The sequence below is a fragment of the Gemmatimonadota bacterium genome (assembly GCA_009841265.1).
Lineage (GTDB): Bacteria > JAAXHH01 > JAAXHH01 > JAAXHH01 > JAAXHH01 > JAAXHH01.
The window spans coordinates 1,096,458-1,109,417 of record VXMB01000009.1 but is presented as its reverse complement, the minus strand read 5'-3'; the positions used below and the strand labels follow the sequence as shown (position 1 = coordinate 1,109,417).

The following is a 12,960-nucleotide window of genomic DNA, read 5'->3' as shown; positions in this document are numbered from 1 at the left end:
GTCAGCCCTGGCTTTCGGCCGTTACCCCGGCCGCTTTTCTGAAGTCCCTGCCGGGCCTGGACGCCGGCTGGGTCACCGGGATCTCCCGCATGACTTCGAGGAACCGGTCCACGTCACGGTCCGTATTGTAGAAATGGGTGGACACGCGGGCCCTTCCCACGCCGCCGTAAGCCCCGAAAATCAACACGTTCTGTGCTTCGAGGGCGTGAGTCACCGCGTTGACGTCCGCCGCGGTGAAGCAGACGTTGCCTGCCCTTTCCGCTTCCGACCGGGGCGTGATGACTTCCCAGCCCAGGTCCGACAGGCCATCCCACACGCGGGTGCTCAGGTGAAGCACGTGCTCCTCGATGCGGTCGATCCCTATGCCCAGCAGGCAGTCCAGGGCGTTGTCCAGGATGTACACACCGATCCAGGTTTCGTTACCCGGCGTGAACCGGCTGGCATCCTCCCGGGGAATGTACGCGGAGGGATCCTTCCAGTCGGGCAGGTAGGCTGGCGTATGCCACCCCACGAAGGGCGGTTTCAGTTCGGGCACGCGTTCCCGGTTCCAGTAGAATATACCCACGCCGTGCACGGCCATGAGCCATTTGTAGCAGCTGGATACGACGAAGTCCGCGTATTGCGCTTCGACCGGAACGACGCCCGCGGAATGGGTAACGTCGAGACAGAGCAGGGCGTTCTTGCGATGCACGATTTCGGCAAGCTTGGGAAGCGGAAGGCGTTGGCCGGTGAAATAACTGACATGACTGACATTGACCACCCTGGTGTTTTCATCTATCGCTTGATCAAGATCTTCCAAGTCCGTGTGCCAGTTATTGTTTTCCACAATCCGGAGTTCCACGCCGTGGTCCTTCAGCAGGGTCCACGGCAGTACGTCCGAAGGGAACTCCACGTCGGCCACCACTACGTTGTCGCCGGGCCTCCAGTCGAGCGCGTAGACCAGCAGGTTGATGCCTTCGGAAGTAGAGGTCAGGAAACCGATATCGTCGGGTTGGACGCCGAACAGGCGGCCGACTTTTTCCTTGCATCCTGCGGAAACCACTTCGAGGCGCCTGCGTCCTTCCTCTCCCAGGAGCTTGTCCTCGAAGAAACGGTGGACGGCGTCTTCATGCGTTTTCAGCATGGGCGATTCGCCGCCGGTACACAGGTGGGTTATGCCCTCGGTTCCAATGAACTCGGAAGGATCGATAAGCATGGGTGTCTCCAGTTGTAATAACTGCGGTTTCAGCCGGTCGCTAATTCGACTGCCAAGATATCCGCCGGCGCCGTTTTTGTACAGGGAATTCGGGAGGTCGTTACCGTGCGTGGCTTCCGGCGTTGTGATTGATGTAAAACGGGCTATATTGTCTGGAACCCCGGGAATCGGCCGCGCGCTGACGGAACGCCCGGTACAACCGCTGGAGGGTCCGTTTGGTATTCGATTTCCACACTCATTTCTATACCTCCGCTTACCTCGACGAGATCGAACGGGGAGGATACCAGGCAACGCTGGTCAGGGACGCCGACGGCCATCGCCTTCTGAAGTTGGACGGCGATTACAGCATGATCGCGCCGGGCCATTTCGATGCGGATCACGTGATCGCGCATATGGACCGGCACGGCGTGGACCGGCAACTGCTCAGTCTCTCGATCCCCGGACTGCACGTCGAGGAACCGGATGCCGGCCGTCGCCTCGCCCGGATCGTGAACGAGGCCCTGGCCGAGACCGTGGCCCGCCATCCCGGCCGGCTGTCCGCCCTGGCGGTCCTTCCGCTGCAGGATCCGGCCGCTTCGGCGGCGGAACTGCGTCGCGCCGTGGAGTCGCTGAACCTGCGGGGCGGCATGCTATTCTCGAATATCAACGGCCTGTCGCTGGGTGCCCCGGAGTTTCATGAACTCTACGCGGAGGCTTCCGCCCTGGACCTGCCGCTCTTCGTACATCCCACCACGCCTCATTCCCATGACGTTTACGCGGCGTACCGGCTTACGCCCATGGCCGGGTTCCCTTTCGACACGTCGGTGGCCGCCCTGCACCTGGTATTCAGCGGAACCATGGCGGCTTACCCGGACCTGAAGGTCGTGCTGGGGAACCTCGGCGGCACCATCCCTTTTCTCGCGGGACGGATCGACCAGGCCTACCGTTCCTACCCCGAGGCTCGCGAGCAACTGGATCGGCCGCCGTCTGAGTACCTGAAGGACATGTACTACGAATCCGCGGGGATGCCGGACAGCGGAGCGCTTCGCCTGGCCATCGATTTCGCCGGTATCGATCGGGTGATGTTCGGTTCCGACTTCCCCCAGCAGATCGCCGACGTCGACCTGGGGTTGCGTGTCATTGATGAACTGGGGTTGGATGAAGCGGCCAGACAGCGCATCGTCGGCCGGAACGCGGAAAGACTTTTGAAGGAATAGCGCTATTCACTGGTAAAATTGGTTTGTCGCACTATAATAAAAAAAACACTACATCAGGCAGGAACCGCGGGTTGACGGATCTACACGTACGGTTCCCTTGAAGCCGGAGCGAACCACTTATGACTGAGGTGCAGAAGACCCTGTTCCTGCTGGACGGGATGGCGCTGGCCTATCGCGGTCATTTCGGGTTGATCCGTAATCCGAGGATGACCTCGACGGGGATGAACGTATCCATGGTGTTCGCCATCGCCAATACCATCCTCGGCATCCTGAACAAAAACAGGCCCACCCACATCGCCGCGGTGTTCGATACGCCCGAACCGACCCACCGCCACGAGCAGTATCCCGAGTACAAGGCGCAGCGGGACGCCATGCCCGAAGACCTGAGCATCGCGCTGCCCTTCCTGTTCCGGCTAATCGAAGGATTCAACATCCCGGTGATCCGCGTCCCGGGATGGGAGGCTGACGACGTGATCGGAACCCTGGCGAAGCAGGCCGACGAAGCGGGTTTCACCACCTTCATGGTCACGCCGGACAAGGACTACGCGCAACTCGTCTCCGAGCAGTCCTACATCTGCAAGCCCGGAAACACCGGGGACAACTTCGAAACCATGGGCGTGGCCGAAGTGCTGGAGAAATGGAGCATCGAGCGCGTCGAACAGGTGATCGACGTGCTCGGGCTCATGGGGGATACCAGCGACAACGTGCCCGGCGTCCCGGGGGTCGGCGAAAAGACCGCGCAGAAGCTCATCGCCCAGTTCGGATCCGTAGAGAACCTGCTGGAAAATACCCACCAGTTGAAGGGCAAGCAGAAGGAGCGCATCGAAGATAACCGGGACATGGCCGTGTTGTCGAAGAGCCTGGTCACCATCGAGCGGGACGTGCCGCTGGACATCACGCCAGACGCGTTGACCGTCAAGGAACGCCGGGAGGAGGACCTTAAGAAGCTGTTCGTCGAACTGGAATTCAATACCCTGGGCAAGCGGCTATTCGGGGACGATTTCTCGGCGGCCCCCCGGCTGACCGTCGCCGGCACCCAGGAAGACCTGTTCGGGGGCGACCAGCTGAAGACGATCGCGGACGTGGAGCACGACTACCGCTGCGTCGACACCCCGGAAGCCCGCGCGGCGCTCATCGGCGAACTCTCCCGCGCGCCGTCCTTCTGTTTCGACATGGAAACGACAAGCCTGGATCCCAAGACCTGCGAAATCCTGGGTTTCGCCTTCTCGATCAAGCCCCATACCGGCTACTACGTGCCCATGCCGGACGGACGGGAGGAGGTACTGCGGGTCGCCGAGGAATTCCAGTTCCTCTTCGACGACTCCGGTAAGGAGCTCATCGGGCACAACATCAAGTTCGACCTTTCCGTGCTGCGGTGGCACGGGATCACCGTGTCCTGCCGCATCTTCGACACGATGCTGGCTGCCTACGTGACCGTGCCGGACCTGCGCCGCACCATGGATTACCTCTCCCAGGCCCTCCTGGGATACACGCCGATTTCCATCACCACCCTCATCGGCGAGAAGGGCGAGGAACAGGGCACGCTGAAGGACGCGCCACTGGAGAAGGTCGTTGAGTACGCGGCCGAAGACGCCGATATCACCCTGCAACTGGCCAAGCTTCTGCGGCCCCGGATCGGCGAGATGAACCAGGATACCGTCTTCACGGACATCGAGTGCCCCCTGGTGCCCGCTCTCGTGGAAATGGAGCACGAAGGCGTGCGGATGGACGTGGGGCAGCTCGAGCACCTGTCCCGCCTGCTCGATGAAGAGATCCAGCGTTCCTCGGACCGGATCACCGAGCTGGCCGGAGAACCCGTGGATTTCAATTCGGCAAAACAGCTCGGGCACATCCTCTTCGACAAGCTGAAAATCGATCCCAACGCCAAGCGCACGGCCAAGACCGGCCAGTACTCGACGGCGGAAGCCATACTCCGCCGGCTCGCGCCCAAGCACGAGATCGTGGAGCAGATCCTCCACTACCGGATGTGCACCAAGCTGAATTCGGTGTACGTCAGTCAGTTGCCCCACGCCGTGTTTTCCGGTACGGGACGCGTGCATACCTCCTACGAGCAGGCCGTGATCGCCACCGGACGGATCCAGTCTCACGGGCCCAACCTGCAGACCATCCCGGTCCGAACGGAGATGGGCCGCCAGATCCGAAAGGCCTTCGTGCCGCGGGACGACGACTACCTCCTGATGGCCGCGGACTATTCCCAGATCGAACTGCGCATCGCGGCCGAGCTCAGCCGGGACGAGGGCATGATGGAGACCTTCATCCAGCACGAGGACATCCACTCGGCGACGGCCATGAAGATCTACGACGTGGACCCTGACGGGGTGACCGACGAGATGCGCAGGCGCGCCAAGACCGTCAATTTCGGCATCATCTACGGCATCTCCGCCTTCGGGCTGGCCGAACGGCTCAACATCCCGAGGGGTCAGGGGCAGGAGTTGATCGACCAGTACTTCGCGAAGTATCCGGGGACGCGCAAATACATGGACGAAACGGTCAAGTTCGCGGAGGAGAACGGATTCGTCGAGACCATGACGGGCCGGCGCCGGTACCTGCGGGACATCAATTCCCGGAACAACACCACCAAGCGCGCCGAGGAGCGCGTCGCCATCAATTCCCGCATCCAGGGCACGGCGGCCGACCTGATCAAGCTGGCCATGACGCGGATACACAACGAACTGAAGAAGCGGGCGTGCCGCACGCGGATGCTGCTGCAGGTGCATGACGAACTCGTCTTCGACCTGCACAAATCGGAACAGGACACCGTGCCCGGCCTGATCGAGGAATGCATGCGGGGCGCGCTGCCCATGACCGTGCCCATCGAAGTGGAAATCGGTATCGGCGCGAACTGGCTGGAAGCCCACTAGCGGCCCGGATGCTCGCGGGAGCGTCGGAGGCAGAAAGCACACCTGAGAAAGGAAAGGTTCCAAATGAGCGCAGGCAACGGCTGGATCCGGGTTGGGTCCCTCGCGGACGTGCCGCCCGGGGAATCCCGCGCCGTGAAGATCAGCGAGGGGCGCAGCGTCGCCCTGTTCAACGTGGATGGTCGCATCCACGCCACCGACAACCAGTGTCCCCACATGGGGTTTCCGCTGACGCGCGGCGTGGTGAAGGACGGCGTCCTGACCTGCGACTGGCACGGACGCAGCTTCGATCTCGAAGGCGGCGGTTGCTTCAACTACGAATGCGACGACCTGGAGACCTTCCCGGTCGACATCCGCGGGGACGAACTGTGGGTTCAGGCCGGAGACGCGACCTACCGGCGCCGCGACCAGCACCTGCAGTTGCTCTGGGAGGGCCTACTGAGCGGGGATTCGTGGACGATCTCCAAGGCCACTGCCCTGCTGCTCAACGGAGGCGTTTCCGAACACGACATCGTGCAGTTGATCCTGCGTCACCTGGGCCGACACGTGGCGTCGGAGCAGGACGCGGGCGGGGGTGGCAACATCGTTTCCCTGCTGGTCTCCGGCCTCGAAGTCGGCCGAAGGTACGACGGGGAGGACCGCCTGATGGCCCTGTCGCTGGCCGGTCGCGCCGCGTCGGGGCGGGCGTCCGAACGGCTCGAGGTCATCACGTTGCCGCCGCCGGTGCGCTGGGATCAGATCGACGGCTGGGTGCGCATGTTCTCCCGCAACATGCAGGATTTCAGGATCGAACGGTGCCTGCACACGGCCCGCGAAAACGGCCAGGAAGCACATATCTTCAAGCTGCTGTTCGAATGCGCCGTGGCCCCCTATTTCCTGGGTTTCGCCCGGAACGTGGCCAACCTGGGGGACCTCGCCCGGGTGGTGGATACCTTCGGCTGGGGTGAGGCGTCCGAACTGGTCTGCAACCTGGGCGCCAAGATGGTCGGACGGGGACGGGACGAGCCGGAGCGGTTTCACCGGGACGCGGTGCGCCTGCTCGAAGGCCTCGCGCCCGAACTCGAATTTCGGGATTACGGGGCGAACACCCGCACCGACTACGACGAGAACGCCCTCGTGGACGCCCTGCTGAGCGTGGATGTCGACCGGTCTTTCGAAGCCGTGGCCAGCGCCTTGAGAGACGGCGTGGCCATCGAACGCCTCATCACGACCTTCGTCCTGCTCGCGGCGGACCGCATGGCGCGCACGCCCGTGAACGTCGACGCCGGATGGGGTTCCCTGTCCACCGAGTACAACCTGGCGGCCTCCCTGCGGCACGTCCACGCCTACGGCGGTCCCGCGGCCGCGGCAAAGGGTCTCTTCCACGCGGCCTGGCAGATCTTCGACAACCGCTGGATCAACATTCCGTCCCGCGCTCTCGACGAACCCCTTCCGGATCATGCTTCGGACGCGCCGGACGCGGCTTCCGCATCGGAGCGCATCGTCCATGCCATCAAGTCGCTGGATATCCACGGGGTGGGCGACCAGGTGGTGGGTTACCTGAACAGCGGCTTCGACGGTTCGGAGCTGCTCAAGGAAATCGGCCGGGCGATCCTGTGGGACGATACCAACATGGAGCTGCTGCCTACGCTGCGCGTCACCTTCAATGAATGGGAAGGCACGAGCGGTGCTGACGCCGACGGTGCGAACGCCAACGGTGCGGCCACGAGCGGTTCGTCCGCCGCCGGCGGATCGGGTCACCCGTCCCAGTACCAGCTCCTGGTGGGGCTGGCCCGTTACGCGACGGACGTGCGCCTGAACAAGAACAGCATGGCATCCATCAACACAGCCATGCGGTTTTCTGAAGGGCGGACGACAGTCGAAGTATTTGACGAGTAGGAATCATCTGAGAGGTAATCGGTTATGGCGACGGAACAGAACGGATTCGTGAGGGTGGCGGGTACGGACGAGGTGGTGGACGGCAAGCCCAAGGCCGTAAAGGTGGAGGGTAGGAGCATCGCCCTCTTCAGGCACAACGGGTCGATCCACGCCACGGACAACCAGTGTCCCCACATGGGCTACCCGCTGACCCGGGGGCGCGTCCGCAACGGCGTGCTGACCTGCGACTGGCACGGATGGAGCTACGACCTCGGCGGGGGCGGCTGTTTTACCGGCGGGTGCGACGACCTCGAGACCTTCCCGGTCGAAGAGCGAAACGGCGACGTATACGTAAGTGTCGGCGACGGTGGATCGAAACGGTCCGACGCCCATTTCCTGCTGCTGAAGGAAGGGCTTTATTCCACGGACCAGTGGACGATCTCCAAGGCCGTCGCCATCATGCTGGCGCGGGGCGTATCCGAAGGGGACACGCTCAACCTCATCATCCGTCACGGCGGCCGGCACATCGCCACGGAACGAGGCGCCAACGACGGCGGCGGAGAGGTTGCGGATTTCGTCAACGGGATCAAAGTAGCCCGTCAGTACGAGACCGATGACCGGATCATTCCGCTGACCTTCGCCGCCCATGGACTGTCGGGCCGTGCGGGGGACCGGCCGAGCATCCAGCGGTTGCCCGACCCGGTTACCTGGGAGAAACTCGAAGGCTGGATCCGCGTATTTTCGAAAGACAAGAAATGGGAAGGCATCGAGAAATGCCTGATCACCGCCCGGCGGATGGGCGGCCATGACCAGGAGATCCTTCCGCTGCTCTTCGAATGCGCCATGGCGCCCCATTTCCTCGGCAATTCGAACAACCTGCTCAACATCGGCTACATCGCGGAGGTGCTCGAGGAATTCGGATGGGACGAGGCGGAAGAATTGGTCTGCAACCTGTCGGCCAAGATCCTGGGCCAGGAGCGGGGTCTGCCCGACGAGATCCGGCAGTCGGCCATCGACCAATTCATCGCCGACACGGCGACGCTGGATGCCCTCGCAGACGGGCAGGCCGACGGTTCCACAGTGGCGTTCGACGAGGATGCCTTTGCCGAAGGCCTGGTCAGCGGCGAAATCGGACCGACCTTCGGTGCGGTCACGCAGGCGTTGACGGACGGCGTTTCCATCGATCGGATCGTGACGACCATGGTGGTGCTCGCCGCGGACCGCATGGCGCGCACGCCGGTCAACATGAACCCCGGTTGGGGAGGACTGGTCCGGGAGATGATGATGGCCTCCGCGGTGCGCAAGGCCCAGCGGTTTGCCGGATCCAGGGTCGCCGCACAGGCCCTGTACCATGTCGCTTGGCAATTCTACGGCGACCGTTGGCTGAACATCACCCACCGGCCCCTGTCCGAGTCCCGCGGCAGTCTGCAGCCAGGAAGCGCGGACGAGTCCGAAGCGATCGAGAGCGTCCTTTCGTCCATCGAAAAGATCCAGATCAGGGAAATCGGGAGGCAGACCCGGGATTACCTGCGCTCCGGTTACTCGGGAGACGCGCTGCTCCGCGGCCTCGGCCTGGTGATCCTCAAGGACGACAACGGCCGCAACATCCTCTCCACACTGCGGACGATCTTCGACGAGTGGACCCTGTGCGCGGATCATCCCTCGCGCAACCAGCTGCTGGTCGGCCTGGCGCGCTGGGCAACCGACAGCCGGCGCGCCACGGGCAGCCAGTCCGCCGCGGCGACGGCCCTGCGGTTCGCCAAGGGACAGACCGCGGTGGATCTGTATGAGTCGTAGTCGGCAGTCGCTGCCCGGGTCGAATCGAATTCGAGGTGCACGGACATGGGCGCCGATCCATCGATAAAGCGACTTGAGGCACTCTACCGGGAAGACCCCGACGAGGCCGATCGGTTGCTGTTCGGACGCCGCACGTATTCTGATCGGCGCGGATTCCTGAAGAACGCCGGCCTGGCGGCCATGGGCGCGCTGGTCGGGGCCGCGATCCCCTTCCACCGCAACATGCCCGCCCACTTCATACCCGTAGCGCTCGCCGCCGAGGGCGTCATTCCCGGCAAAGACGGCCTCACGGTCCTCAATGACCGGCCCATGTGCGCGGAGACCCCGCCGCACCTCCTCGATGATGCCATTACGCCCACCGAAAGACACTTCGTCCGCAACAACGGACTGATGCCCGAGGACCTGGACGCATCGCGCTGGACACTGGCGATCGACGGCCTGGTCGACCACCCGTTGACGCTCGGTCTCGATGATCTAGGAGCGCGTTTCGAAGTCGTAACCCGTGCGCTGGCCCTGGAATGCGCAGGCAATGGACGGGCTTTCTTCGACCCGAAGACGAAAGGCGAACAGTGGACCTACGGCGCGGTGGCCTGCTCGGAATGGACGGGGGTGCGGCTCGCAGACGTACTGGCAGCCGCTGGAATCCGGCGCGGCGCCGTCTACACCGCCCACTACAGCGTCGATACACACCTTTCCGGCGCGTCGGCCGGGCTTCCCATCTCCCGTGGGGTGCCGATCGACAAGGCCATGGACCCGCACAATCTCATCGCCCTCGCCCAGAACGGCCGGTCGATCCACCCGATGAACGGCGGCCCGCTGCGGCTGATCATACCGGGTTGGCCCGGTTCGTGTTCCCAGAAGTGGCTGACCCGCGTTGAGATCCGGGACCAGGTACACGACGGGCCCAAGATGACCGGAACCTCTTACCGCATGCCGGACCGGGGGATCGCACCCGGCGAGACCGTGGTAGAAAAGGACTTCCGAATCATCGAAACCATGCCGGTGAAGTCGCTGATTACCCATCCTTCGACGGGACACAGGACATCAGAAGGCTCGGTCGAGGTGCGCGGTCATGCGTGGACGGGCGAAGGGCGCGTCGACTCGGTAGACCTGTCGATCGACTTCGGGGCGACATGGATGCCCGCTACACTGGATGATCCGGTGAACGCCTACGCCTGGCAGAACTGGCGGTCAGGTGTTTCGTTGCCGGGGGAGGGGTATTACGAAGTTTGGGCCAGAGCGACGGACTCGCGCGGCATCAGCCAGCCCCACGCCATCGCGTGGAATCCCGGCGGCTACCTGAATAACGCCATGCACCGTGTCGCGGTTTACGTGGAATAAGCACTTCCCTTCGCTACGATTTTATAACCGATAATGCTGAATGGAATCCTACTAATCCGAAAGGGGTTGGTGAAACGCAAAGTCGCTATTGACAACGTATCATAATTGATACACTTTAGATACGGCATCTACATGTTGCGTGTCGTTTTTTATAAGACTGAAAGTGGACGCGAACCTGTCCGTGATTGGTATCAGGACCTGCAGCTTGCAAAAACGCGAGCGGCTAAGCTGGGAGATTCGACAGAATGACTTCTATTAACAAGCACGTTGGAAGCGACTTCGATGAATATCTGAAAGAAGAAGGACTGTCTCAAGAGGTAGAACGAGTCGCGATCAAACGAGTGGTTGCTTATCAGGTGGGGCAATACATGTTGAATCAAGGATTGACCAAGACGGAAATGGCCCGGCGTATGCACACGAGTCGCGCCTCACTGGATCGTCTGCTGGATCCGGAAAACAGTTCGGTCACGTTGCAAACCCTCGAACGGGCGGCCCGTGCGCTGGGGAGACGCTTGCATATCGCGCTGGTTTGACCCTGATCCCTACTGACTACACGTTATCCACCGCCGGCCGCGGCAGATCCGCCCAGTGGTCCGTGGGATCGGATCCCTTGACGATCACGCCTTCCTTGTTCCAGTTGAGTTCGGCGCGGACGGAGGCGGCGCAGAACCTGAGCGTCAGGCCGCAACGGCGTCGGTCCGACGTATTGAGCCCGGATCCATGCAGTAGCAGGTCGCTGTGCAGCGAGATCTCTCCCGCCTTGAGTTCGATGTCCACCTCGGTGCCGTACATCCCGACTTCTCTCACCGTCTGGTTGAGCACGTTGTTCTCGGCTTCTTCGCTCATGTGATAGGTAAGGTGCCCGTAGTGGTGCGATCCGGCCACGAAACGCATGCAGGCGTTTTCCGTGTCCGCGTCGTCGATGGCCAGCCAGGCGGTGACCGTCTTTGAAGGCGAGAGGGGCCAGAAGCTGGCGTCCTGGTGCCAGTTGACGATCTTGCCGTCACCCGGAAGCTTGCAGAAGAAGTGGGCGCCCCAGCCCACGACGTCGTCGCCCAGCAGGTCGCTGATGTAGGCGACGATGCGCGGATCGTTCATGATATCGTGCACCATGCCCGATTTCAGGTGGGCTGAAATGATGGAATAGTTGTGGTCGCCCCGTGCCATGACCTGCTCGATCATGCCGTCGAACTCATCCCGGATGGCGTCGATTTCTTCGTCCGAGTATATCCTGAAGGGCTTCAGGTAGCCCTGTTCGTTGAAGGTATCGATCTGCGCGCTCGTAAGCACCGCCGGATGGTCGTTGCGGACCGGATGGTACCGCAGGTCGCGGGACATGCGGATCAGGTCTTCCGGGGTCGGCATCTGCTTGAAACGGGTGTCCTGCAGGGTCGTCTGCGACATGGGACCGCTCCTTGTGGTGGCCGTCGGCCGGGTTGATGGCCTCAGCGCTCGTTCTTCGTCCTCAAAATGATGTTCTCGGTATCCTTTTCCCAGGTTTCGTTGAAGACCAGGGGCCGCGGCCTGCGCGGCGGATAGTCCGGCGGGGGATTCTCCGGGTCGTTCAGTTCCAGGCGGTCGCGCCCACGGGGCGCCTCGTACCAGTGCTTCTCCCGCTCCGCCGCCTCGATCTCCCTGCGGAGGATGAATTCCGCGTGATCGAAACCGGAGATCGCCGCGTCCGCCAGGAACACGCGATGCACTTCGCTGCCGTCCCACGTTTCCAGGTCCGGCAAAACCACGGGACCCGTACAGACCTGAAACTCGGCGTCTTCCTCGTTAATATTGATCAGATCCACGGGAAACTCAAGGGTTACCTTCAGGCTTCGGTCCGCCTGGCCTGCCTGGTCCGCCTGGTTCGTCCGTTCCGCCTGGTCCGCCTGGCGCGGTTGGTCCGGGTCATGGTGGGCGGTCTTGGCGGTCCAGGTGATCCTGGCGTTCATGAGATCCCGGTCCAACGTGGCCTGGACTACCTCACGGGCATTGGTCAGCGCATTATCGGTATCGTACTGCCTGATGTCGATATCGTGGCCCTGGAACTGCTCCTTCAACGGGGTTCCCCCGGATCCGGAGGGCTCGGTGCTCGGCCTCCTCGAAATGGGGATGCTCAGGCTCCGGCTGAAAGCCATGCGCCATTCATCGCTGGGTATCTGAAAAAGGTTTCGGCGGGCGATCGTGTACTCTGTGCGGCAGGGCGCTCCCAGGTACATCTCGGTCCTGCGACCCGATTCCAGGTCTTCCACGGTACAGGCCGCTTCCAGGTGGTACCGCACCTGGTAGGCCTGTCCCGGCACGCCGACGAACCCGCCCGTGTACTTGTATGCGGGGTCGGGCTTCCAGGGCCAGGACTTCCAGTGGAAGGATGAGCGATGAAAAGCGATCATGGGGTGGGCCGTCTTTTCGCGCGAGTCGAGCGCGCGTTTTCGTTCTGGCCGGATCAGGGTTTTCTGGCCGGGGCAGGATTGCTCTGCCTGACCGGTCGAAGCCACCATTTTACGTCCGCCATCCCATGCCGGCCTGTTGAGACGATCAATCAAAATGACTCGTTTAACGGGCCGGAGCAATACAATTCTGACCGCTTGCACGAAGCGGTGCCGCCTTGTTTTTTGTTGCGAGCGAAGGGTGGGAAGGCTACATTGAAAGCGTGTTTCAAACAGCAAAAGTCGGCGTGCAACCGCAGTAATTGACGACGCAC

Annotated in this window: 10 protein-coding genes; 7 read left to right on the top strand and 3 right to left on the bottom strand. The window is 62.4% G+C overall.

Going from position 1 to position 12,960, the window contains the following annotated elements; translation table 11 throughout:
* Position 1: 1 nt before the first annotated feature.
* Positions 2-1,195 carry an aminotransferase class V-fold PLP-dependent enzyme gene (locus F4X08_09690; protein ID MYD26071.1) on the bottom strand — a complete coding sequence of 398 codons (1,194 nt, stop codon included), beginning with the start codon at positions 1,193-1,195 and terminating at the stop codon, positions 2-4.
* Between the two features lie 215 nt (positions 1,196-1,410).
* Here F4X08_09690 and F4X08_09685 point away from each other — a divergent pair, with 215 nt between their 5' ends.
* The 6 genes from F4X08_09685 (at position 1,411) to F4X08_09660 (ending at position 10,798) form a co-directional block, all read left to right on the top strand.
* On the top strand, positions 1,411-2,391 hold the full coding sequence (locus F4X08_09685) for an amidohydrolase family protein (protein MYD26070.1): 981 nt from the start codon (positions 1,411-1,413) through the stop codon (positions 2,389-2,391).
* 119 nt (positions 2,392-2,510) lie between these two features.
* Positions 2,511-5,273, top strand: coding sequence for a DNA polymerase I (gene polA, locus F4X08_09680; protein MYD26069.1), 2,763 nt, complete (start codon positions 2,511-2,513; stop codon positions 5,271-5,273).
* A 63-nt stretch (positions 5,274-5,336) separates the two neighbouring features.
* Positions 5,337-7,148: a Rieske (2Fe-2S) protein gene (locus tag F4X08_09675; GenBank protein ID MYD26068.1), complete on the top strand. Its 1,812-nt coding sequence runs from the start codon at positions 5,337-5,339 to the stop codon at positions 7,146-7,148.
* A 24-nt stretch (positions 7,149-7,172) separates the two neighbouring features.
* Positions 7,173-8,924 (top strand): Rieske (2Fe-2S) protein, encoded by a 1,752-nt coding sequence (locus F4X08_09670; protein ID MYD26067.1) that lies wholly within the window; start codon positions 7,173-7,175, stop codon positions 8,922-8,924.
* A 45-nt stretch (positions 8,925-8,969) separates the two neighbouring features.
* Positions 8,970-10,265 (top strand): sulfite oxidase, encoded by a 1,296-nt coding sequence (locus tag F4X08_09665; protein MYD26066.1) that lies wholly within the window; start codon positions 8,970-8,972, stop codon positions 10,263-10,265.
* A 245-nt stretch (positions 10,266-10,510) separates the two neighbouring features.
* On the top strand, positions 10,511-10,798 hold the full coding sequence (locus F4X08_09660) for a helix-turn-helix domain-containing protein (GenBank protein MYD26065.1): 288 nt from the start codon (positions 10,511-10,513) through the stop codon (positions 10,796-10,798).
* A gap of 16 nt (positions 10,799-10,814) precedes the next feature.
* Here the strand turns inward: F4X08_09660 and F4X08_09655 are convergent, their stop codons facing one another.
* Both F4X08_09655 and F4X08_09650 read right to left on the bottom strand, forming a co-directional pair.
* Positions 10,815-11,669: a phytanoyl-CoA dioxygenase family protein gene (locus tag F4X08_09655; GenBank protein ID MYD26064.1), complete on the bottom strand. Its 855-nt coding sequence runs from the start codon at positions 11,667-11,669 to the stop codon at positions 10,815-10,817.
* A gap of 41 nt (positions 11,670-11,710) precedes the next feature.
* Positions 11,711-12,649, bottom strand: coding sequence for a hypothetical protein (locus F4X08_09650; protein MYD26063.1), 939 nt, complete (start codon positions 12,647-12,649; stop codon positions 11,711-11,713).
* On the opposite strand from F4X08_09650, the gene F4X08_09645 reads away from it, so the two are divergent.
* Positions 12,635-12,952, top strand: coding sequence for a hypothetical protein (locus tag F4X08_09645; GenBank protein ID MYD26062.1), 318 nt, complete (start codon positions 12,635-12,637; stop codon positions 12,950-12,952). The genes F4X08_09650 and F4X08_09645 overlap by 15 nt on opposite strands.
* Positions 12,953-12,960: the final 8 nt, after the last annotated feature.

Bases quoted from the DNA above. Each gene is read 5' to 3' on its own strand.
- F4X08_09650 (MYD26063.1), bottom strand. From the start codon at position 12,649: ATGATCGCTTTTCATCGCTCATCCTTCCACTGGAAGTCCTGGCCCTGG.
- F4X08_09655 (MYD26064.1), bottom strand. From the start codon at position 11,669: ATGTCGCAGACGACCCTGCAGGACACCCGTTTCAAGCAGATGCCGACC.
- polA (MYD26069.1), top strand. From the start codon at position 2,511: ATGACTGAGGTGCAGAAGACCCTGTTCCTGCTGGACGGGATGGCGCTG.
- F4X08_09665 (MYD26066.1), top strand. From the start codon at position 8,970: ATGGGCGCCGATCCATCGATAAAGCGACTTGAGGCACTCTACCGGGAA.
- F4X08_09675 (MYD26068.1), top strand. From the start codon at position 5,337: ATGAGCGCAGGCAACGGCTGGATCCGGGTTGGGTCCCTCGCGGACGTG.
- F4X08_09670 (MYD26067.1), top strand. From the start codon at position 7,173: ATGGCGACGGAACAGAACGGATTCGTGAGGGTGGCGGGTACGGACGAG.
- F4X08_09645 (MYD26062.1), top strand. From the start codon at position 12,635: ATGAAAAGCGATCATGGGGTGGGCCGTCTTTTCGCGCGAGTCGAGCGC.
- F4X08_09690 (MYD26071.1), bottom strand. From the start codon at position 1,195: ATGCTTATCGATCCTTCCGAGTTCATTGGAACCGAGGGCATAACCCAC.
- F4X08_09660 (MYD26065.1), top strand. From the start codon at position 10,511: ATGACTTCTATTAACAAGCACGTTGGAAGCGACTTCGATGAATATCTG.